Annotated in this window: 20 protein-coding genes and 1 tRNA gene; 15 read left to right on the plus strand and 6 right to left on the minus strand. The window is 50.6% G+C overall.

Annotated features, from left to right (window positions below):
* Positions 1-61 precede the first annotated feature (61 nt).
* The 5 genes from ACWAU0_RS15815 to ACWAU0_RS15835 all read left to right on the plus strand — a co-directional run bounded on the left by ACWAU0_RS15815 (position 62) and on the right by ACWAU0_RS15835 (position 6,792).
* A complete protein-coding gene (locus ACWAU0_RS15815) occupies positions 62-3,256 on the plus strand; it encodes a type I restriction endonuclease subunit R (protein ID WP_458137220.1) in 3,195 nt (1,064 codons plus the stop codon).
* 473 nt (positions 3,257-3,729) lie between these two features.
* Positions 3,730-3,972, plus strand: coding sequence for a helix-turn-helix transcriptional regulator (locus tag ACWAU0_RS15820; protein ID WP_026604319.1), 243 nt, complete (start codon positions 3,730-3,732; stop codon positions 3,970-3,972).
* Entirely contained in the window at positions 3,965-4,405 is a 441-nt protein-coding gene (locus ACWAU0_RS15825) for a hypothetical protein (protein ID WP_458137221.1), read from the plus strand. Before ACWAU0_RS15820 ends, ACWAU0_RS15825 begins: the two co-directional genes overlap by 8 nt.
* Positions 4,398-6,284, plus strand: coding sequence for a DUF927 domain-containing protein (locus ACWAU0_RS15830; RefSeq protein WP_458137222.1), 1,887 nt, complete (start codon positions 4,398-4,400; stop codon positions 6,282-6,284). The genes ACWAU0_RS15825 and ACWAU0_RS15830 overlap by 8 nt, the downstream gene beginning before the upstream one ends.
* Positions 6,265-6,792, plus strand: coding sequence for a hypothetical protein (locus tag ACWAU0_RS15835; protein ID WP_458137223.1), 528 nt, complete (start codon positions 6,265-6,267; stop codon positions 6,790-6,792). The genes ACWAU0_RS15830 and ACWAU0_RS15835 overlap by 20 nt, the downstream gene beginning before the upstream one ends.
* Before the next feature lie 22 nt (positions 6,793-6,814).
* Here ACWAU0_RS15835 and ACWAU0_RS15840 read toward each other — a convergent pair whose 3' ends face one another.
* From ACWAU0_RS15840 to ACWAU0_RS15860, 5 genes are all read right to left on the minus strand, one after another.
* Entirely contained in the window at positions 6,815-7,696 is an 882-nt protein-coding gene (locus tag ACWAU0_RS15840) for a plasmid partitioning protein RepB C-terminal domain-containing protein (protein ID WP_458137224.1), read from the minus strand.
* Positions 7,693-8,595, minus strand: a complete 903-nt coding sequence (locus ACWAU0_RS15845; RefSeq protein ID WP_458137225.1) for a plasmid partitioning protein RepB C-terminal domain-containing protein — start codon at positions 8,593-8,595, stop codon at positions 7,693-7,695. The genes ACWAU0_RS15840 and ACWAU0_RS15845 overlap by 4 nt, the downstream gene beginning before the upstream one ends.
* The gene (locus ACWAU0_RS15850; RefSeq protein ID WP_458137226.1) at positions 8,592-10,160 is read right to left on the minus strand and encodes a recombinase family protein; all 1,569 of its coding nucleotides are present in this window, start codon (positions 10,158-10,160) and stop codon (positions 8,592-8,594) included. The genes ACWAU0_RS15845 and ACWAU0_RS15850 overlap by 4 nt, the downstream gene beginning before the upstream one ends.
* A 172-nt stretch (positions 10,161-10,332) precedes the next feature.
* Positions 10,333-10,767 carry a hypothetical protein gene (locus ACWAU0_RS15855; protein WP_458137227.1) on the minus strand — a complete coding sequence of 145 codons (435 nt, stop codon included), beginning with the start codon at positions 10,765-10,767 and terminating at the stop codon, positions 10,333-10,335.
* A gap of 316 nt (positions 10,768-11,083) precedes the next feature.
* Positions 11,084-11,173, minus strand: a tRNA-Ser gene (locus ACWAU0_RS15860).
* Positions 11,174-11,248: 75 nt separating this feature from the next.
* On the opposite strand from ACWAU0_RS15860, the gene ACWAU0_RS15865 reads away from it, so the two are divergent.
* From ACWAU0_RS15865 to fae, 5 genes are all read left to right on the plus strand, one after another.
* The gene (locus ACWAU0_RS15865; RefSeq protein WP_458137228.1) at positions 11,249-12,349 is read left to right on the plus strand and encodes an ATP-grasp domain-containing protein; all 1,101 of its coding nucleotides are present in this window, start codon (positions 11,249-11,251) and stop codon (positions 12,347-12,349) included.
* Between the two features lie 5 nt (positions 12,350-12,354).
* A complete protein-coding gene (mch, locus tag ACWAU0_RS15870; protein WP_171695752.1) occupies positions 12,355-13,338 on the plus strand; it encodes a methenyltetrahydromethanopterin cyclohydrolase in 984 nt (327 codons plus the stop codon).
* Positions 13,339-13,425: 87 nt separating this feature from the next.
* A complete protein-coding gene (locus tag ACWAU0_RS15875; RefSeq protein ID WP_319962412.1) occupies positions 13,426-14,328 on the plus strand; it encodes an ATP-grasp domain-containing protein in 903 nt (300 codons plus the stop codon).
* Between the two features lie 14 nt (positions 14,329-14,342).
* Positions 14,343-15,188: a triphosphoribosyl-dephospho-CoA synthase gene (locus tag ACWAU0_RS15880; RefSeq protein ID WP_503428536.1), complete on the plus strand. Its 846-nt coding sequence runs from the start codon at positions 14,343-14,345 to the stop codon at positions 15,186-15,188.
* An 85-nt stretch (positions 15,189-15,273) separates the two neighbouring features.
* The gene (gene fae, locus ACWAU0_RS15885) at positions 15,274-15,789 is read left to right on the plus strand and encodes a formaldehyde-activating enzyme (RefSeq protein WP_020482207.1); all 516 of its coding nucleotides are present in this window, start codon (positions 15,274-15,276) and stop codon (positions 15,787-15,789) included.
* Positions 15,790-15,845: 56 nt separating this feature from the next.
* Here the strand turns inward: fae and ACWAU0_RS15890 are convergent, their stop codons facing one another.
* On the minus strand, positions 15,846-16,529 hold the full coding sequence (locus ACWAU0_RS15890; RefSeq protein WP_458137230.1) for a HisA/HisF-related TIM barrel protein: 684 nt from the start codon (positions 16,527-16,529) through the stop codon (positions 15,846-15,848).
* Positions 16,530-16,549: 20 nt separating this feature from the next.
* Between ACWAU0_RS15890 and ACWAU0_RS15895 the strand changes: the two genes are divergently transcribed.
* The 5 genes from ACWAU0_RS15895 (at position 16,550) to ACWAU0_RS15915 (ending at position 21,269) form a co-directional block, all read left to right on the plus strand.
* Positions 16,550-17,545, plus strand: a complete 996-nt coding sequence (locus ACWAU0_RS15895) for an ATP-grasp domain-containing protein (RefSeq protein WP_458137231.1) — start codon at positions 16,550-16,552, stop codon at positions 17,543-17,545.
* Between the two features lie 9 nt (positions 17,546-17,554).
* Positions 17,555-18,601, plus strand: a complete 1,047-nt coding sequence (locus tag ACWAU0_RS15900) for a hydantoinase/oxoprolinase family protein (RefSeq protein ID WP_458137232.1) — start codon at positions 17,555-17,557, stop codon at positions 18,599-18,601.
* Positions 18,602-18,680: 79 nt separating this feature from the next.
* Positions 18,681-20,054 (plus strand): aminodeoxychorismate synthase component I, encoded by a 1,374-nt coding sequence (gene pabB, locus ACWAU0_RS15905; protein ID WP_458137233.1) that lies wholly within the window; start codon positions 18,681-18,683, stop codon positions 20,052-20,054.
* On the plus strand, positions 20,051-20,617 hold the full coding sequence (locus ACWAU0_RS15910) for an amino acid kinase family protein (RefSeq protein WP_458137234.1): 567 nt from the start codon (positions 20,051-20,053) through the stop codon (positions 20,615-20,617). Before pabB ends, ACWAU0_RS15910 begins: the two co-directional genes overlap by 4 nt.
* Entirely contained in the window at positions 20,610-21,269 is a 660-nt protein-coding gene (locus ACWAU0_RS15915; RefSeq protein WP_205450470.1) for a DUF2959 domain-containing protein, read from the plus strand. Before ACWAU0_RS15910 ends, ACWAU0_RS15915 begins: the two co-directional genes overlap by 8 nt.

Raw genomic sequence — 21,269 nt, forward strand, 5'->3', positions numbered from 1 at the left:
TAACTAAAATTACCCAGAATGACAAGTTGGTAATCAACAATACAACAATCCAGAAAAGAGCATGGCAGCCCATCACGAAATCCACTTGGAAACTTACATCGTCAACAAACTGGTCGAGAACGGCTGGGTGGAAGGCCACACCAGTCATTACGATCCGGTGCGGGCCTTGTATCCGGAAGATGTGCTGAGCTGGATCAAGATTTCGCAGCCGCAGACTTGGGACAAACTCAGCCGTTTAAACGGCGGCGATGCCGATAAAGCCGTATTGGAGCGGTTGGATAAAGCGCTGTCGGCGAAAACCGGCGGCACTATGAAAGTGTTGCGGCAAGGTTTTGAGTTGGCGGGGGCCGGCCATATCGCCATGAGTCAGCCAGCCGCTGAAGATCAACGCAATCACAAAGCCGTCGAGCTTTATCGTGCCAACATTTTGCGCGTCGTGCGGCAGTTGAAGTATTGCCCGACTCGGGAATGGGCGATTGATTTGGTGTTTTTTATCAACGGCATTCCGGTGGCTACTGTTGAGCTGAAAACCGATTTTACCCAAGCCATTGAAGACGCGATTTGGCAGTACAAGCGCGACCGCCTGCCGCAAGACCCGCAAAGTAAACGCAAGGAGCCGTTGCTGACATTCAAACGCGGGGCGGTGGTGCATTTTGCGATGAGCGACAGCGAAATTGCCATGTGTACCGAGCTGAAAGGCGACAAAAGTGTCTTCCTGCCGTTCAATAAAGGCAACAACGGCCATGCCGGCAATCAGGCCCGTGCTGATGGCGAATATCCTGTGGCTTATTTCTGGGAAGAAATCTGCCAGCGCGATGCCTGGCTGCGCATTTTTCATAGTTTTGTCTACGTCGAAACCAAGGACAAGGTCGACAAATTGGGTATGCCTTACAAGGCTGAGACACTGATCTTTCCGCGCTATCACCAGTTTGAAGCGGTGAATGCGATGATCGCCGATGCCAAGGCGCTGGGCCCGGGCCAGCAATATCTCTGTGAACATTCGGCGGGCTCGGGCAAAACCAGCACGATTGCCTGGACGGCGCACGATTTAATCAAGCTGCGTTACCCGGATGGCAAGGCGTATTTCAACTCGGTGATTATCGTGACCGACCGCACCGTGCTGGATGCCCAGTTGCAGGATGCGGTAAAACAACTGGACCACCAGTTTGGGGTGATTGAAACCATCGCCGCCAATCAGCGCGGCGGCAAATCCAAGAGCAATCGGCTGGCCGAGGCCTTGCAGCAAGGGGTGCCGATCATCGTGGTGACCATTCAGACCTTTCCGTTTGCCATGGAAGCCATTATCACCGAGCAGTCGCTGAAAGATCGGCATTTTGCAGTGATCATCGACGAGGCGCACACCTCGCAAACCGGCTCCACCGCACAAGGCTTGCGCGCGGCTTTGGCGCTGGACAGCAAAGACAAGCTGGAAGACATGAACATCGAAGAGATTTTGCTGGAAATGCAAAAATCCCGAGTTCGCCCAGCCAACGTCAGCCATTTTGCCTTTACCGCGACACCCAAGCACAGCACGTTTACGTTGTTTGGCAGACCGGAAAACCCTGATTTACCGGTATCGGACGACAACAAGCCAATGTCGTTCCACCGTTACACGCAACGCCAAGCGATTGAAGAAGGCTTTATTCTGGATGTGTTGAAAAATTACACACCGTATCTGCAAGCCGTGCGCTTGGGCGACCAAAGTGTCAACGATAAACGCGTCGATAAAAAGTTTGCCCGGCGTGCTTTGGCGCGCTGGAAATCGTTGCATCCCACCATTGTTTCGCAAAAGGCGGAGTTCATCATCGAGCACTTCGTTAAGAACCTTGCCGGCCTGCTGAACGGCGAAGCCAAGGCCATGGTGGTGACCAGTGGTCGACCGCAGGCGGTGAAATATAAACTGGCGTTCGATAAATACATCCAGAAAAACCGGCTGGAGCACATCAAGGCCTTGGTGGCGTTTTCCGGCAAAGTGGACGGTAAAGCGCTGGGCGACGATCTAGAGTCGGGCGAGTTGGGTATCGATTACGCCAAGGAATATTCCGAATACAACCTCAATCCGGGGGCGGGTGCGGATCTGCGTCATGAGTTCGAGCGCAGCGAATACCGGGTGATGATTGTCGCCAATAAATTTCAAACCGGGTTTAACCAGCCAAAGCTGGTAGCAATGTATCTGGATAAAAAAGTCAGCGGGGTCGAAGCGGTACAGACTTTGTCACGCTTGAATCGCACCTATCCCGGCAAAGATGAAACCTATGTGATCGATTTCGTGAACGAGCCGCAGACTATTCTGGATGCATTCAAACAATACGATGACGGCGCCGAACTGGAGGCCGTGCAGGACATCAACGTCATTTACGACATGCAGGATATTCTCGATGATGCCGGGATTTATGTTGCTGGGGATCTGGAGGCGTTCAAAATGGCGCGCGGCAAAGCGCTGCCGGGTAAGGAAACCGACGAAACGTTGCACCGAAAACTGTATAGCGCGACCCAGCGGCCGACGGATATTTTCAACAGCCAAGTGAAAATGCTCAGCGATGCTATCGAGAGCTGGGATGCTGCCATTGATAAAGCCATTGCCGCAGCAGACGAGAAAGCACAAGCCTATGCCGAGGCGCAACGCAGCGAATTTGCCAAGCAACGCGAGCGTTTGATGCGCTTTAAAACCGATCTTGCCCGGTTTGTACGCACCTACAATTATGTGGCACAGCTTGTCGAACTGGCCGATGCGGACCTGGAAAACTTTGCCGCCTTTGCCAAGCTGTTCAGTAAGCGCCTTAAGGGTGTTTCGCCGGAACAGATCGATTTGAGTGGCCTGCTGTTAAGCCACTTTGGCATGCGTCTGGTTAAGGATATCAAAGACGAAGGCGCCAAATATACGCTGAAACCCATTACCGCCAACGAAGCTGAACCGAGCGACCGCGAGAAGGAGTTTATCCGCCAAATCATCGCCCGTATGAATGATTTGTTTGGCGACATTTCTGATGATATTGGCCAGCGACATTTCACCGCGCAAATCGTCGATATCGCGATGCAAAATCACCGGGTGGCGGAACAGGTGGAACACAATACCAAGGAACAGGCCCTGCAAGGGGCTTTGCCGGAGGTGGTCAAAGCAGCCACCGTCAATGCGATGAAATCACACAACGATTTGGCGCGGGTGATTTTGAAAGACCCGCAAAACATGGATCTGTTCTTTAGTCTGGTTTACGACATCATGAAACACAACGCGGGCAAGGATTTGCTTGAGTAACTGTTCACCGCGCAACTATTTTTAGCCAATTATCGAAATCGCAATAATTAGCGCGATTTCGAAGACGACCTTTCAAATTTACTCTTCACAATATTCCCCAGGACGTTTCTGGATGGCTGCCATTGAGTTGAACCCCGTTTAACTGGCATTGGCCGGTATTCATCGAAATTTTTTTCGTGATCGTACAATAAAAGTCAAATAAGACTTTTATTGTACGCAGCGTTCAAAATTTTTGATGAAAAATACGTCCTCAGATCGCTTCAGACAAAATTAATTCTCCGATCTTGCAGCTGACGGCAAATTCGTCGTCAGCTGCAAGCGAGTCGCCACTCGATTTGGATATTCTGTCCGACGCGACATTACGCAATCCAATGGATTGCAGACTGGGCCGGCAACGGTCTGAGCAGGGGGATAGGTCTCTTGTATTAATGACTATCGCCCCATTTTTTCAAATGATTCTGAGGTTAATAGACATGAGTAAATTACCGGAAACTGGTTTTCTACGTTTGAAACAAATTATTGGTGATCCAAAAGCCAAGCCGCCCATTTCTGGATTGCTGCCTATGAGTAAATCATCCTGGTGGGATGGCATCAAAAAAGGCATCTTTCCCAAGCCGATCAAAATGGGTCCCAATATGACGGCCTGGCGGGTGGAGGATATTGCCGAGCTCATTGCACGTTTAGGCGCTCAATGTACCGGCAACGCGAATGCCTGATCAACGACTGCCGTTGCCGCCATTTGGCAAGGAGCTGATCGCCCGACTGCAATCCACGTCGCCACCCTGGCCGATTATGATTTGCTTCGGTCGTGGTGCCTGGCAGCGCGCACGTCATTGGCAATCCAATCCCACCGTATGGGCACTGGTTTGTCCTTCTGACTCAGCACCGGCCCAGTATCGTTGGCCGGTGCTGGGCCAGATGCTTATCGTCGAGTGGCAAATTGATCAGACTGCCGGTCACGATGAGGTATTGGTGCTGGTCAAGGTGCTGCTGGGCTATGGTGCCGAATGTGTTGCCGTCTTGCCTAGTTGGGTGGATTTCAGTCAATCGGCATTTGAATACGACTCCTGTTTACCGGTCGGTGAGCGTTGGGTTCAAGTGCGGGAGGAGATTGTTGTTTATCGCCTTAATGGGGACAACGATGGCTGAGGTTGACGCCAAATCGTTATTGGATGACGAGGCCGAAGGTGGATTGGTAACCGCCATCGGCCGATTTTTGCCATCGCAGTTGTCGTCCACCGATTTAGCCGAGATCCAACAAGCCCGTCAATCCATCGGTGCTGCCAAATCCGAGAAGGATGCGGCAGCCCTTTTCCCCGACGCCTCCAGTCGACCTTGTTACCAAGTGTATGAACATACCTGCGGTCCTAGTCATAGTTGGCCCGCCGGTGTGTATTACCATTTTCTCGGCAAATCGTCTGCCAAGGAGCCGCCGGCGCTGCGCGATGTCAGAATCTGTGGCGTGTTGCAGGCGGTAGCGATTGCCCGCAACCGGCAGGGTGGCGAGTTTGGCTTGCTATTGGAATTTCGCGATCGTCTGGGGCAACTCAAACAATGGAACATGCCGTTTCGTTTAGTCGCCGGCCGCGGCGATGAGCTGCAGAAAGCCTTGTTCGACCAAGGCCTAGATATTCACTATGCGCAACGTAGCCGGTTGGCGGAATATCTGTGTCAGCAACACCCTGACCAAACAGTCTGGATCACATCCACACCCGGTTGGTTTGATCACGTTTATGTGCTGCCGGATCGTAGTATTGGTGATTCAAGTGATGCCGTGATTCTGCAGTCCGAGGGAAATATACACAGTAGTCTTTATCGGCCAGCTGGTACCTTGTCCGCCTGGCAACAACAGGTCGCGGATTTATGTCCCGGTAATCCTTTTTTGCTGTTCGTTGTCTCGCTGGCCTTTTGTGGTCCTTTACTGGCTAAATGCCATTTGGACAGCCTGGCCATTCATATTTATGGTCCTTCCAGTCAGGGCAAGACTAGCGGGATGCAAGCCGCTGCCAGTGTCTGGGGCGAACCGAAACGTTTCCAGCGTTCCTGGACGGCAACCTTGAATGGCCTGGAATCAGCCGCCGTGCAGGTTAATGATGGTTTTCTGTGTCTGGATGAGATGAGTAAAGCCGATGCCCAGGATGTCAGCAAGTCGCTGTATCTACTGGCCAATGGCGTTGGCAAACAACGGGCCATGGTCAATGGTAAAGCCATGCTGCATCAGCATTGGCGGGTAGCGATTCTGTCCAACGGTGAAGACTCGATTGAAGCGCATCTGAGTAAGGCCGGTATTCCGGTCAAAGCCGGCGAATTGGTGCGCTTTCTGCAGTTGCAGGTGTTTGGTCAGCATGGCGCCTTTGACCATCTGCATGACTATGACAGTGGTCGTGCCTTTGCCAGCGCACTGCATCAGCACACATCGCAGCAATATGGCACAGCCGGTATCGCCTTTCTCGAACGATTGACCCGCGATCCACGCGATTTTGCCGCCTACCTGGAGCAGTGTTTACGCATTTTCGAACAGTGTTTCGGTCCCTTATCGGCTCAGGAAGCCCGCGCCGCCCGCAGCTTTGCCTTGATTGGTCTGGCTGGCGAATTGGCCAGCGAATATGGTGTTACGGGCTGGCCGGAACGCATAGCGATGGAAGCGGCGCTGATCTGCTTCAAACATTGGCGCCAACAGCGTGGAACCGGTGAACTGGAACCTCAGCAATTGGCCAATGCGTTGCGGCAGTACATCGAACTCTATGGTGACAGCCGTTTTACCAAAACCGACGATCCCAACCGACTGCATGGCGAGCGTTCCGGTTATTGGCGCCAAACCGAACGAGGCCGGCAATGGTTGTTCAGCTCGGCCGGTTTTAAAAAGGCGATTGGCCATGCCGATTTGGCATTGGCGGTTAAACTGCTGATCGGTCAAGGCATCCTGAAATCCGGCCCCAACCCCAAAAAGCATGTCACCCAGGTCAAAGTCCACGGCGGCTCAGCCTGGTTTTACGTGATTCAATTTGATGACGACCATGTTGGCTGATGTGATACGACATTATCTGACGGAGGCGACCGATGAGCCGTCTCAACAATACGATCAAGGCCACGTAACGCAAAGTAAAAATGTTGTAGCGGTAACACCGGTGTTACCTGACTCGGAATCGGTAATACCGCCACAACCCGCGCCAGAATTGACGGTAACACCAGTAATACCGGTAACACTTCAAAATAGCGAATACCGACAAAGCAACGTTAACAAGCTCAACGCCCAAGACCAAGCCAGACTTATGGCCTATCTGAACGCCATTGGTGAAACCGATTCATTGGTCATCGAAGAGTTTCTCAGCGAATGCGCGGCAAACCCCGACATCCTGCATTACGCATTGCAACTGGCCGAAGATACTCTGCGAATTCACCACGGCGATACGCGTGGATTCGTGCGCTGTGCCAGTTGTCGATTGCTGCAAGTGTCAGAACAACGATGCAGTCAATTCGGCTGGCGGATTGTGGTGGATAAATGGCGGCGATGTAGGAATTTTGAGCAACGTTAAGTTCAATAACAAATAAGGCTCGTCATTGATCCAGTGATACTGTTTGAACAATGGCGTCGAATTCCGCCAAGAATTCCGGCTGCCTTTGCTGCAGAAACCGTTTTATTGCTGGATTTTCAAGTAATTTGGCTAAGTAGCCCTTAGCCAGTACCAAATTGAGGACATCTTGTCCGTATGTCTGCTCAACCATTTTGTATCGTTCTTGAAGATTGCTCATTTCTCGCTCCATTTTGGCTATTTGCTCCGCAGTCAGACCACTCAGCTTTTTGGGCTTTTTGCCTTCGACCAGCATCGACGAAGGGGTGGCGACCAATAGTGCTTCAGCATAATTTATGGTGATGGTATTGGCTGATATCATGAGTTCGACGCATTCGAGTTGGCGGGTCGGTTTCATTTTTCGCAATACTCGTGACAGATCAGTTGGAAATTGGTGATCTTTCAACAGTTCTGCTGCCTCGGGGCATATGCCTTCCAATAATGCCGCTTTGCGTTCAATGGTGCGGGGATCAACGCTCAGCGCCTTGGCCAACCGTTCTGGGGTGACGCCGCGTTCGATGGCGCGGCGAATCATGTGATGTTCCTGTATAGTCGACAAACGGTTAATGCGGCTGTTATACGTGTAACTCTCGTCATCAGTAGCAACCAGGCAGGGAACCTCGAGATAGCCCAATTCCTGCAAAGCGATCAGTCGGATGTGGCCATCCAGTAAAATGAGCTGATCGGTTTTAGTATCGGCAGGCCCGACCGATAGTGGCTCAATCAGTCCAATTTCCTGTATCGATGTGCGTATCTGCAAATATTTTCGCGAGGTAGTAACGCCAGTAGGCGTTCTACGTGAAGGTAGGATCTTATCTACGGGCACTGAAATCGGTTCGAGACTGAATCCGAGAGGTATATTGGTCATATCGTGCGGCCTCCCGACAAGACGCGTTCAGCGAGATATTTCGGCAGAGAGTCCAAACCCTCTGCGCGCAGAAGAGTCGAGAAATTCTCATCGGCAAATAATTCTCGGAGGGCACTGACGACAAACAACAAGCGTTGTTGAGTCAACTGGGCCTTTTTAACGACCAGTTTTTGGCGGTCGACTTCCTTTTGGTAGACTCTGACCAAACTTGCCGTCGTGACATCTTGCGCTTTTCGCGGCGTACCTTTGGCAACCGATGGTCCTAACGTTTGTCGGCGTTCGATAACTCGTCGCGCCTGTATCAATTGTTTTCCGCGTAGTTTTCCAGTCTCGTAAGCTTCCTGAAGGGCGGCCTGGATGGCTTGATCGTCATCACCCGCGCCGACAATGGATAAGGCAGCATTCAATGGAATTTTGCCTTTTTCCACGGCAACCAACAAACGTTCTTCGCCTTTCATCAGTAAGGTGAGTATGCCGTGGACATACTCGACGCAGAGTCCGGTTTTTTGGGCGATGACTTTTTTGTCGTATCCCTGTCCGTGAAGTTGCTGAATACCTGCCAATAACTCTAACGGTCGATAGTGGCGTCGCGCGATATTTTCGGTCAAGCTCATGATGAATGCATTTTCGTCGCTGACTTCAATAACCAAAGCAGGAATTGTTGCTTCACCTAAAGCATGAAATGCCTTCATTCGACCTTCGCCACACACTAAAAGGTAACGGTCAGTCCCGTCTGGGGTGGAGCGCGGCGTCACAGTGATTGGCTTTTTGAGTCCGATTGTTTGGATATTGGTGACGATCTCCTCGAACACTCGCTTGTTTCTCTCTCTGGGATTGAGGACATCAATCAAGTCAATTGGGATCATTTGCATTTGGCCAGTTTTGATTGTTTCTGTCATGCTGCTCTCCTAAAGCGCGTGTGTTCCGCCATCCCGTACAGATAGTCCAAACTGTCGAAGCGGTAGCTTTCGAATTCTATGGGATTGTGTTCGGCAAGGCGTATGCGCGGTTGATCGAAATCCAGTCGCGGTAATAGGTAGTAATCGAGCGCGGCATGATTTGTCTCATCAAGGCGAACCGCCACGGTAATGTCAGGAGCCAGGCTGGTATCAAACCGGACCTTCCAATGATGACGACCACTCTCGGTACTCTGGCAACGCGCCAATACTATGGAAACACTGAATTCATTATTGACTTGCAGCAGATCCGTGCCAGCGTCGCGTTTGACGGTGCCGCCTAATGCCATGATCTGACGTTCGGTTTCATTGACGGTTTCTGGGTGAAAACGACGGAGGAATTGGTTGATCTCCAGATATCGATAGTCCCGATCGGGCGTGAAACCGACCATTTGGTAGGCTCGCACCAGGCTGCCGAAACGATGCGCGTAAACGGACGTGGATGGCATGCCTTCGGATTCGTTGATGATCAATCCCGACAGAAATCCTCTGCGCTGGTAAAGTTCTCGCAGACGCTCGATTAATTCCTTGTCGGTATATCGGTGAACTCTGGCTCGAATGATTCCTTGCGCGGTGTAAAACAGTTCAGGCGGCACGATAGGTTCGAATGCGCCTTCTTTTTTGATCCACATATCAGAAGGATTAACCACTCTTAGCTTTTTGAGCTTGAAGGAAATGCGGTTATAGATATTGTTACCAATGTATTTTTCATTGGTCAGGATCTCTTGCACCGTTGCGCGAGTCCACTGCCGATCCAGGTCAGTATGTATTCCCATGCCGTTCAAGCGTTCGGCAATTTCGGACTCGACCAGTCCATCCTCGATGAACCAGTGATACATCAGATTGACGGTGTGGATTTCCGCCTCGGGACCAGGCATGAGGATGACACGGTCGGTTTGCAGGCTTTTATGTTCGCCTCTGTCCAGTTCGGCTTTAATGGAACCGTTTTGATCGAGTAATACCCGTCGTAGGCCATATCCAGCAGGGCCACCTTGACGAAAACCGAGCTCAATCAGTCGAGACTGCCCAGCGAAAACCTTAGCCGACAATTCTCGGCTGTATTCACCCGCCATAGCCCGTTTAACGCCTTTGACAATGGTGGAAACAGGTGAACCGTCATTTTCAAACTGTTCGGCACAGTAAGTAACTTGAATACCAGCTTTCCGGCACCGATATTCATAGTAAGCGCTCTCATCAGCATCCTGGAATCGTCCCCAGCGGCTAACGTCATAAACCAAAATCATTGAAAAGTCGGCAGAGCCACTTTCAACATCTTTCAACAACTGTTGTAGCGAAACTCGGCCATCGATGCGCAAACCGCTTTTTCCGGCATCGGTGTAGGTTCGGATGATCTCAATATCATGACGAGCGGCGTATTCGCGGATTTTGTCAGACTGGTTTTCAGTGGAGTACTGCTGATGCTCAGTCGACATTCGCACATATTCCACCGCGCGTAATTTGATGAACGTTTCTGGCTGTTCTTCGTTGGATTCAATTTGATTTATCAAACCTGATGATCCCCGATCGCATGAAAATTTAGGCTCTCGCTAAGCCACTGGTGGACCTGAGCTATCTTCTAAGCGGGGACAGTCAAATCCAGGGTTTACCAAGAGCGAACTGACAATACGGTATAAGAATCAGATTGGTTTGCCGATCAAGTCATCTATTTGCAACACTGGCTTATGGCTGACATTCGCAAGCATGTACCGTAATCTCTACGGTCCAAACGTCCATCTTTGCAATATTGGCTTCTGTCACCAAACTTAGTCTGTAAATCCCGGAAGGCAGCAGTTTCGCTGGAGTTGACGCGTCCATGTTTGCAATTGGATTAGTCTTGGCTTTGACGTTGCGCTTTTGTTGCAAAGTCCGATTACGATCGACATACTTTGGATGAGATTCACGGTATTGACGCCAATAATCAGGATTACGCTCTATCCACGATTTTTGAGCCCGTTGTTGGTTCTCTTGATAATCAGGGTCTGTCTGCAGTTTGTTGCGTTGCCATTGTCGTTTACGATGCTGCTGGCACGAAGGCGCCGAACAGTAGGTTTGCAGTGGAACTTGCGGCCGTGGTTGAAAAGACTGGCCGCAAGCGAGGCATTGTTTAATCGCCATTGAAAGCTCCCTACACAAAAATGCGTATTGAGCCCAATCAAATGAGTTAAAAGACTAAAATAAGACTTTCTTGTGATTGAATTTTTGCTGATGTCGTAGCTATGAGTTAGTTTCGGCAGGGGGCTAATAATTTTTCTAGCCTTGGCTCAAATGATGTGCAGATTCAACAAATGGAAGATAATGATTCTGTATCAAATAACGCCGACTGACATGGAGTCAGTGAAAGTTATTAGAATCAAAAGTAGGGTATAGAGTAGGGTAGAAAAAATTAAGGCCTTGATAAATTGTTATTTATCAAGGCCTTAACTATAAATAATGGCGGAGAGCTAGGGATTCGAACCCCAGGAAGGGATAAACCTTCAACGGTTTTCAAGACCGCCGCTTTCGACCGCTCAGCCAGCTCTCCAACAGCCGCGTATTATTACAGAAAATATTTTAAAATCCAGCGTTTTTTGCGGGTCCACTTTCATGCTGCAACCGAATGCAATCTGCTTTAATACCTAAGTGTTTGTTAGTGATTGCCAAATCGGCAAGGATGTTGGTGCAAATGTGTGTCGATTCCGGATGCGAGGTGGTGGCTATCGATTGCTTCGCCGATAGCGATACTCGGCAAATGGCAAAGCAGGCATATCAGGTGCCGTCATTGGCCTGGGATGATATTCAAGTCACTTTGGCTGCGGTTCGTGAGGTTCATGGCTTGACCGAATTGGTATATGGCAGTGGTTTGGAAACTTACCCGGAAACCTTGAGCTGTCTGGAAAAGCATTGGCGCATTATCGGGAACTCGGCGGCTATTTTTCAATGGGTCCAGGACAAGCGTGATTTTTTTGCCCGACTCGATACGTTGTCCATTCGGCATCCGCCGGTGGTGTTTACGAAGCCTGAGGATGGTTTTGACTGGTTGTTAAAGCCTTGGCGTGGCGAGGGCGGCTTGGGGATTAGGCGCTGTCATAATGAGGAGTTTGTTGACGGCTATTGGCAGCGTTATATCGAAGGCCGTTCGATGTCTGTATTGTTTGCGGCGAGTCGCGATGGGGTTGAGTTGATCGGTTTTAACGAGCAATGGACGGTAAAGTCGGAGGGCGGGCAATCGTTCCTGTTTGCGGGGATTGTCAGTCGTGCCAAGGTTTCTAGGTCGATTCAGACTGAAATTGCCGACTGGTTGGATAAGCTTGTCAATGCCTATGAATTGCGCGGTTTAAACAGCATGGATTTTATGCTGTGTGACGGCAGATGTTACGTGTTGGAAATCAATGCGCGGATTTCCGCTAGTGCCCAGCTTTACGGTAAATCACTGCTCTTGAAACATCTACAGGCTTGTCAAAACAGCCGGGATAATCGTGTCGAATTATCGGCGGAGCCGAGTGCTTATCAGATTGTTTATGCGCAAAAAACAGTAACGATCCTCGAGCGGCTGATATGGCCGTCATGGACTGCGGATAGGCCGAATCCCGGCGCAATTGTTGCCACAGGCGAGCCGATATGCAGTATTATTGCCACCGGAAAAAACTCGGGGCAGGTGCTGGATAATCTGCATCGCCAACAACGCATCCTTGCAAATCTATTGGAAACAGGTCTTTAAACATCATGCAATACCAGGCAAGCGTCAATAAATTTTCCCAGCCCTTGGTTCAACAACTGTTGGATAACGCGGATAAATTACGGTTGGGTATCGAAAAGCTGGAAAACGGCTGCACCATTATCGATGCGGGTATTAAGGTGCCGGGCGGTCTGGAAGCCGGCCGAATTATCACCGAAATCTGCATGGGCGGCTTGGGTACCGCGACGATCTCGCAAAGTCCATACACCAGCCATTGGCCGCTGACCATTAATGTACACGCCAGCAATCCGGTGCTGTCTTGCCTGGGTAGTCAATATGCAGGTTGGAGTTTGTCGCACGGCAAATATTATGCCCTAGGTTCCGGACCCGCGCGGGCACTGGCAACTAAGTTGAAAGACGGTGCAGTAGAGCCGGTGGAAGAGCTTTATAAAGAACTGGAATATCGTGATAGTGCCGAGCAAACCGCGCTGGTCATAGAAAACGACGCCTTGCCGCCAATCGAAATCGTCGAAAAAGTCTCGGCGGCATGCGGCGTGTCGCCGGCCAATTTGACCATCATCGTCACGCCCACCAGCAGTCTGGCCGGCGGGGTGCAAGTCGTCGGGCGAGTATTGGAAGTGGCGATGCACAAAGCCCATGCGTTGCACTTTCCGTTGGAAAACATCGTCGATGGTTCCGGCAGCGCGCCGATTTGCCCGCCGCATCCGAATTTCGTAAAAGCGATGGGTAGAACCAACGACGCGATTTTGTTCGCAGGCCAAGTGCATTTGTTCGTCAAAGGCAGCGACGAAGCGGCGGAAAAATTGGCCAAGGAATTGCCAAGCTCCACCTCTAAAGATTACGGCAAACCATTTGCCGATATTTTCAAAGCCTACGAATACGATTTTTTCAAGGTCGATGCGATGTTGTTTAGCCCGGCCAGCGTCATCGTCACCGCAGTCGAATCCGGCAAAAGTTTCCGCGCCGGTAAATTGGACAACGCCTTGCTCGATCTATCGTTCGGCGCTTAATTCGCTCTAACTCTCTTCGACAGCTAACAGGCCTTGCAGGGCAAGGTCAGTTAGCTTGTATCGCTAACTTTTTCGACATACATTCCCTTGCGCCGAATTGCAATAATTACCGATGATCCGGGTTGGCACGGCAAGCAGTTGTGCTTGGCTTTTGCCGAGCGCGGTTATGCCGCCGAATATGTCTCGCTGACTGCCTGCAAATTGCAGTTAACGGTCTCGGATTTGCCGATTGTTATTCCCGGTTTTGAGCAAGAATTACCGGCGGCGGTTTTCGTGCGCGGCGTGCCCGGCGGTTCGCTGGAAGAGGTGGTGTTTTATCTGGATGTTTTGCACGGCTTAAAAATACTGGGCATACCGGTTTATAACGATGCCGGCGCTATCGAGCGTAGCGTCGATAAAGGCATGACCAGTTTTTTGTTGCAACATGGCGGTTTGCCGACGGCAATGACTTGGGTATTGCGGGATCGCGATGCAGCATTGGCGATTGCCGAACAGCAGTTGCGCGCCGGCTATTATCTAATCAGCAAGCCATTGTTCGGTTCGCAAGGCGAGGGCATTCGGCGTATCGAAAAATCTACCGATTTGCTCTGGCTAACCAGTAGTCACGGTATTTATTATTTGCAGCGCTTTGTCGAATGCGCCGGTGATGGCTATTCCGATGTGCGGGTGTTTGTGATTAACGGTAGGGCCGTTGCAGCCATGCGGCGGCGCGGCATTTCCTGGCTGAATAATGTGGCTAGAGGCGCGTCTTGTGAATGTATCGAACTGGAACCGGCTTTAGCAGGATTGGCGATTGCCGCCGTTGTTGTGCTAAACATGGATTATGCCGGGGTGGATCTAATTCAGGACGCCGATGGTGGTTACCGGATTATCGAAGTGAACAGTGTGCCGGCCTGGAAAGGCTTGCAAAGTGTTTGCGATATTAACATCGCCGAATGTTTGGTTGCTGATTTACTTGATCGATATTGCCTGCCAGAAAAAGTATGTTGAACAGGCAGCAATTGATGGACGCTTACCTACAAGCTTGCGAAATCGAGTTGCAAGCGTTCAAGCCTGGAAATGTTAGTGTTTATAGTGCTGCCGACGATATGACCGTTGACGATTTTCGTGTCAGCGCTCGGGTTAGCAGCGAGCCGATTACCAATCCGCAATATAGTTTGGGTGAAAAGATTTATTACGCAGTCAAGGCAACCCGCGAGGCGGTGGCTTGCAATACCAATCTCGGTATTATTTTGCTTTGCGCGCCATTGTTGCAAGTGGTTGCCGGTTTAAAAAAGGGCGAAAACTTGCGCGATGGTTTACGGCTATTGCTGGAAAATACGACCCGTGAGGATGCAGATTGGGTTTTCAAGGCTGTCACCTTAGCTGCGCCGGCAGGTTTGGGCGAATCTGCACAGCACGACGTACAAAAACCGGCGGATGTGACGCTGACCGAGGCCATGGTTTTTGCCGCTGACAAGGACCGAATTGCGTTGCAATACGCAACAATTTTTAAAGACGTTTTTGATTTCGGCGTTTTAAGATATAATCGTGCTTTCGTTTTGTCTGGCGATTGTGCTTGGGCGGCGTTAGCGGTTTTTGCCGCAATGTTGGCTCAATATCCCGATAGTCATATTGAGCGGAAGTATGGAGAGCTGTATTCAGAGTGGATCAAGGCTGAGATGCATAAGCTCGAGAGAGCGATGCAAACAGCTGGTGAGCCTGAAGAGCTTTTGCCAGTATTGTATGATCTGGACAAAGCTTTTAAGGCACAAAGGATCAATCCGGGTACAACAGCTGACATAACTGTAGCGACAGTACTGGTGGTGCTTCTGGAACAACTTATCGGTGAAGGAACCGGTGGGTTATAGAGGGAACTAAGCAGAAACTACAATCTTGAGACACGAAAGTGTCTATTTTTTTGGTTCAATCTTATCTTTAGGGGATAAATTTAAAATGGCAAAAATCAATAACTTGCGCGTTGGCGAATCTTTGGTTGGTGAAGGCAACGAAATTGCTCACATCGATTTGATCATCGGCCCACGCGGCTCAGCAGCTGAAACTGCTTTCGCAAATGCTTTGACAAACAACAAAGACGGTTTCTCTACTCTGTTGGCTGTTGTTGCTCCTAACCTGTTGGTTAAACCTGCAACCATCCTGTTCAACAAAGTAACCATCAAAGGTGCAAAACAAGCTGTTCAAATGTTTGGACCAGCTCAACGCGCTGTTGCTATGGCTGTTGCTGATTCCGTTGAAGACGGCACTATCCCTGCTGACGAAGCTGACGATTTGTTCATTTCTGTTGGTGTTTTCATCCACTGGTTGGCTGAAGACGATGCAAAAATCGAAGAATTCAACTACAAAGCTACCAAAGAAGCTATCGCTCGCGCGGTTGCTGGCACTCCAACTGCTAAAGAAGTCGTTGCTGCTAAATCTGGTGCAAAACACCCATTTGCTGCTAACAACGTATAAGTTTTTAGTTTCAAAGGCTGTCGAAGATACCCCGGCTTGCCGGGGTATTTTTTTGCCTAAAATTTTTCCAGTGTGGTGGCGTCGATATTGCCGTTGTGCAGGGCGCTGGCCAATAACACAGCGGCAATACCGATAGTTTTCAGGCGCATGAGATCGTTTACATCCCGAACCCCGCCAGCCGCGACAAAATGTTTATAGGGATGAGTCTTGCAAAGCTGGCTTAGTTTCTCAAAGTCCGGACCCTGATTGCTGCCGACCAAATCCAAGGTCATCACCACATTTGTTTCCGGCCACAGTTCAGGGCTTTCCAGCCACCCTGGATGACCCAAAACTTGGTTATGTTTAAAATCCAGCGATAGGATCAGATCGGTATTTTTTAACGATACGGGTAGTCGTTGTGATTCAGTACCAATGACCGGCTTGCAGTTACTTGCGAGAGTCGTCATAGTCAGGGCTTGATGGTTGCTGCCCTTATCCAGCCAAAATTCCTTGTTTGGATATTGGCTAAACAAGTTGTTGATGGCCTCGTCGTGGTTACCTTGGCCGCCGATTGCGTCGAGATCTGCGATATAAAACTTTGGAAATGGATACAGCTTTAATAAACTCCACACGACTTGGCTTATTTCGCTGCTGTCGCATATTGACGAGGTGAGATGTACGGGGTGATAGCGGCTGCGGTCGCCTCCTACAGCGTGGACCACCAGGCCGTCTTTCAAATCAATGACTGGAATAATCTGCATAAGCCAAGCGAGTTTTAGAATTGAGAGTTCTGGTATTTGAATTTATTACCGGCGGCGGTTTGGTCGGGCAGGCATTGCCTGCTTCGCTGGCGACGGAAGGCAGCTTGATGTTACAGGCTTTAATCGCCGAACTGAAGTGTCTGGACAATCTTCAGCTATGTGTGCCTTTGGATGAGCGCTGCGCCAGACCGGATATGCTGTTGCCAGGCGAAATTGTGACGGTAAGCGCCGCTTGCGACATCTTTGCACTGTTGCGGGATTTACTGACACAAGCTGATTTGTTTTGGCCCATCGCACCTGAAAGCGACGGTATATTGCAGCGCCTGGCCGAGCTGGCTATTGCCGCGAATGTCGAAATTTTATTATCCAATCCTGCAACCTTGAGCGTATGCGCCAATAAGTATGCGACTTATCAAGCTTTGAAGAAACGGATGATTCCGGCGGTGGCAACACATCTGCTTAGCGAAACGGCGGAGGGTATCGGTTTAGCGAATAAGCTGGTCGTCAAGATTGCGGACGGCGTCGGGTGCCTTGATAGTTTGCAAATCGATGCCGAGCATTTGCCGGTCGCTATTGCCGAATTAACCGATCCGCATCGCTATGTGTTACAGCCTTATATTCACGGACAGGCTGCGAGTTTGTCTTGTTTGTTTAAGCATGGCCAAGCCTGGCTTATCTGCTATAACCACCAGCAAATTGCTTTGCAGCAAGGCCGATTTAGTTTGCAAGGCTGTTTAGTGAATTTACAAACCGATAAGCTGAGCTTTTATCGAAATTTGGTAAGCGAAATAGCCGACGCGCTGCCTGGCTTGTGGGGCTATGTAGGGATTGATGTTATTGAGAATGCCGAGCTAGGTCCGCTGGTGTTGGAAATTAATCCGCGTCTGACCAGTTCTTACGTCGGCATCCGCCAAGCGACCGGGATCAACGTGGCCGAACAGGTTTTGCGCCTGCGCCATGCCGAACCGGTGTTACAGCCGTATAGAAATGAAACAGTTCAAATCCATATCAATTAAAAAGGCAAAATGAACAAACAGATTGCAGGTTGGGACATTGGGGGTGCGCACGTTAAGTTGGCGTTGCTGGATGAGTCCGGACATATCCAGGCCCTTGCTCAGCAGGCTTGTCCATTATGGAAGGGGATAGAGTATCTGCATGGCACTTTGGTCGATTTGGCCGGCCAATTCGATTTGCAAAATTGCCGGCATGCCGTGACGATGACCGGTGAACTGGTGGATTGCTTTACCAGTCGCGAGCAAGGTGTCAACGCCATCGTCCGGGCTGTTTGCGAGCATTTCAATGTCGAGCAGGTATCGGTATTTGCCGGCTTGCGTGGCTTTTTGCCGGCAGCACAGATTCAACCGGCCGATTGCATGGACATCGCTTCTGTTAATTGGTTGGCTAGTCTGATGTGGGTGGCCAAGCGCCTGCCAAACGCCTTATTTGTGGATATAGGCAGCACCACGACCGATATTTTGTTGATCGAAAATCACCAGCTTAAGGTGCAAGGCTTTACCGACTATCAACGCTTGGTCTCCGGCGAGTTGGTGTATACCGGTATTGTCCGCACGGCGGTGATGGCGATTGCCCAAGATGCCGAATTCAATGGCCAGTCAATGGGTTTGATGGCCGAGTATTTCGCGACGATGGCCGATGCGTATCGTTTGACCGGTGACTTGAACGAAGCGCACGATCAAAGCGACACCGCCGATGGTGCGGAAAAGTCGGTTTTGGCTAGCGCCCGCCGCTTGTCGCGGCTGACCGGTTACGAATTTAGCGAGAGCGATCTTGCACTCTGGTTGGCATTTGCCGAGCAGCTCAAAACCAAGCAAACACAGAAAATCAGCCAGGCTTGTGTCAGACAATTGCAAAAGGCTGAAACCGGCTCGGCGATAAAATTAATCGGTGCCGGTGTTGGCCGCTTCCTTGCGCGGGACATTGCTGCGGATCTGGGTGTCGAGTATCTGGATTTTACCGATTTGCTGCCGTCAACCGCTAAAACCCATGAGATTGGTGCCGCCGATTGTGCGCCGGCCGCCGCCGTGGCTTATCTTGCCGGCGGGTTTGGTTAAAGTCTGCGGCTGCGGTAAAATCGGCATATTGCAAATCATGTCCTTGCGGCACATTCCGGCCGCTTAACAGCACTTCTTAATGCCTTTAGCCAAACCCACCAAACAGTCGCTGCCTTATTTTCAAGACAGTTCAGCATTATTTGCCCCGCTGGCGCAGCAGCCTTGGGCGGTATTTCTGGATAGCGCCCAGCCGCACAGCCACCAGGATAGGTTCGATATTATCGCCTATGCCCCGGTCGTAACCCTGCAAACACGCGGTGATATGACGTTTATCGAACGCGATGGCGTGATTAGCGAAAGTACCGATGATCCTTTTGAGTTGTTGAAACAACAGTTAGGTAGGTCCTTAGCCAGCGTTGACGGTTTGCCGTTCAACGGCGGCGCCATTGGTTATTTTGCTTATGATTTGGCCAGACGCATTGAGCGGTTACCGGCGATGGCCGACGACTCTGAAAATCTGCCTGAGATGGCGGTGGGCATTTACCGCTGGGCGGTGATTGTCGATCATCAGCATCGGCAAAGCTGGTTGGTCAGTGTGGATTTACCGGAAAGCGAGCAGCAAAGACTAATCGCGGAATTCAGCACGATTTCGACACCGGCGGAAACGGCGGAATTTAAAGTGCTGCAAGTGCCGCGCGCCAATATGGACAAACAGGCTTACACCACGGCTTTTCAGCGTATCAAGCATTATTTGAAAGAGGGTGATTGCTATCAAATCAATTTGACCCAGCGCTTCGAAAGCCCTTGCCAAGGCCAGCCATGGCAAGCGTATCAAATATTACGGCAGATCAACGCTGCGCCATTCAGCGCTTATCTGAACTTTCCGGATGTGCAGGTCTTAAGTTCGTCGCCGGAGCGGTTTTTAAAAGTCACCGACGGCGCCGTGGAAACCAAACCCATCAAAGGTACCCGACCGCGCCGGAATGATTGGGAAGCCGATCAAGCACAGATCGAAGACTTGGTGTCCAGCACCAAGGATAGGGCCGAGAATGTCATGATCGTCGATCTACTCCGCAATGATTTGGGCAAGAGCTGCAAAAAGGGTTCGGTGTGGGTGCCGAGCTTATTCTCGGTAGAAAGCTATACCACCGTACATCACTTAGTCAGTACCGTGACGGGGTTGCTAGCGGAAGGCCAGCATGCCATCGATTTATTGCGCAGTTGCTTTCCAGGCGGCTCGATTACCGGCGCGCCGAAAATCCGGGCGATGGAAATCATCGAGGAATTGGAACCGCATCGGCGCGGCATTTATTGTGGGGCGATCGGTTATATCGGTTTCGACGGCAATATGGACACCAATATCGCGATTCGTACGCTGGTCCACAATCACGGCACGATACGTTTTTGGGCGGGCGGCGGTATCGTCAACGATTCGGTGCTGGACGAAGAGTATCAGGAATGTTTTGATAAGGCCGCCGCCTTATTGCAGTTACTCAAGCAGTTTGGCGTATGACGTGCGTAATCAAGCTGGGCGGCAGCTTGCTGGAAACAGCCGCCTTGCCGGCTTGCCTGGCGGCAATCGCCAATCGCGCCGGCCCGATTGTTATTGTGCCCGGCGGCGGGCCGTTTGCCGAGCAAGTGCGCATCGCGCAAAGTCAGTGGGGTTTTGATGATGTGGCGGCGCACCGGATGGCAATTCTGGCGATGCAGCAAATGGCCTGGTTGATGAATAGCCTGATGCCCGAATTTGCTGTAATCGCTGACGCGGCAAGATTAGCTTGCGCAGAGCAAGCCAATTCTATAGTGATCTGGTCGCCGCAAGTTGAGCAATTGGATAAAGCCAATATCGCCGCCAGTTGGGACGTTACTTCGGATAGTTTGGCGGCCTGGTTGGCTGGCGTTATAGAAGCTGATGAGCTAATTGTCGTGAAATCGGCGCCGATTCCTGAGCACCTGAGTTTGCCAGACTTACAGCAGCAAGGCATCCTGGATGCCGCTTTTCAACATTCCACCGCCCAGGCTAGTTACAAAATTACCGTAATGAATAAAGACCGTTTCCTGTCCCACCATGATTAATTTTATTAAAGCCATCCTGAATAAGCGTTTGCGCAAGGCTTATTATCAAAGCCGGGAATCCTTACTGGGCCATCAAAAACGCGACATCGTCGTTATGCAGGTCGGGCAGGCTTGCGAGAGTTTGAAGGACAGCCGCGATCAGTTCGTTGATGCTCTGGATAAATTCAAAAGCATCGTCAACGTGAAGGATAGTTCACTGGAACAACGCTATCAGCAACTCAAACGCCGCTACGACCTTTGCAAGGGTAAGGCCGACCAAGTCAGTCAAAGAATTCAGGCGGTGGAAGAGATTAGCGAAGCCTTGTTCAACGAATGGGAAGCCGAGCTGGCTTTATACAGCAACCGGGCTTTGAAGGCGCGCAGCCAGCAACAACTTAAAAAATCCCGGCAGCAATATGCCCGCTTGTTAAAAGCCTTACAGAACGCAGAAACCCGTATGCATCCGGTGTTGGCGGCGTTTCAGGATCAGGTGCTGTTTTTAAAACACAACTTAAATGCCCATGCCATCGCGGCACTGCGGCACGAATTTATGGAAATCGGTGTGGATATTTCGCGGTTGATCGAGGTGATGGAAAAAACCATCAGCGAGGCCAGTCAGTTTGTCGCGGTTCTGGTGGAACAGAAACAACTGCCGGCCCCAGTGCGTAAGTAA

The organism is Methylomonas sp. Uni0009 (assembly GCF_054188105.3).

Bases quoted from the DNA above. Each gene is read 5' to 3' on its own strand.
- ACWAU0_RS15865 (WP_458137228.1), top strand. From the start codon at position 11,249: ATGCAATCTGCTTTAATACCTAAGTGTTTGTTAGTGATTGCCAAATCG.
- ACWAU0_RS15915 (WP_205450470.1), top strand. From the start codon at position 20,610: ATGATTAATTTTATTAAAGCCATCCTGAATAAGCGTTTGCGCAAGGCT.
- ACWAU0_RS15845 (WP_458137225.1), bottom strand. From the start codon at position 8,595: ATGACAGAAACAATCAAAACTGGCCAAATGCAAATGATCCCAATTGAC.
- ACWAU0_RS15900 (WP_458137232.1), top strand. From the start codon at position 17,555: ATGAACAAACAGATTGCAGGTTGGGACATTGGGGGTGCGCACGTTAAG.
- ACWAU0_RS15890 (WP_458137230.1), bottom strand. From the start codon at position 16,529: ATGCAGATTATTCCAGTCATTGATTTGAAAGACGGCCTGGTGGTCCAC.
- ACWAU0_RS15855 (WP_458137227.1), bottom strand. From the start codon at position 10,767: ATGGCGATTAAACAATGCCTCGCTTGCGGCCAGTCTTTTCAACCACGG.
- fae (WP_020482207.1), top strand. From the start codon at position 15,274: ATGGCAAAAATCAATAACTTGCGCGTTGGCGAATCTTTGGTTGGTGAA.
- ACWAU0_RS15880 (WP_503428536.1), top strand. From the start codon at position 14,343: ATGGACGCTTACCTACAAGCTTGCGAAATCGAGTTGCAAGCGTTCAAG.
- pabB (WP_458137233.1), top strand. From the start codon at position 18,681: ATGCCTTTAGCCAAACCCACCAAACAGTCGCTGCCTTATTTTCAAGAC.
- ACWAU0_RS15840 (WP_458137224.1), bottom strand. From the start codon at position 7,696: ATGACCAATATACCTCTCGGATTCAGTCTCGAACCGATTTCAGTGCCC.
- ACWAU0_RS15910 (WP_458137234.1), top strand. From the start codon at position 20,051: ATGACGTGCGTAATCAAGCTGGGCGGCAGCTTGCTGGAAACAGCCGCC.
- ACWAU0_RS15820 (WP_026604319.1), top strand. From the start codon at position 3,730: ATGAGTAAATTACCGGAAACTGGTTTTCTACGTTTGAAACAAATTATT.
- ACWAU0_RS15835 (WP_458137223.1), top strand. From the start codon at position 6,265: ATGACGACCATGTTGGCTGATGTGATACGACATTATCTGACGGAGGCG.
- mch (WP_171695752.1), top strand. From the start codon at position 12,355: ATGCAATACCAGGCAAGCGTCAATAAATTTTCCCAGCCCTTGGTTCAA.
- ACWAU0_RS15830 (WP_458137222.1), top strand. From the start codon at position 4,398: ATGGCTGAGGTTGACGCCAAATCGTTATTGGATGACGAGGCCGAAGGT.
- ACWAU0_RS15825 (WP_458137221.1), top strand. From the start codon at position 3,965: ATGCCTGATCAACGACTGCCGTTGCCGCCATTTGGCAAGGAGCTGATC.
- ACWAU0_RS15815 (WP_458137220.1), top strand. From the start codon at position 62: ATGGCAGCCCATCACGAAATCCACTTGGAAACTTACATCGTCAACAAA.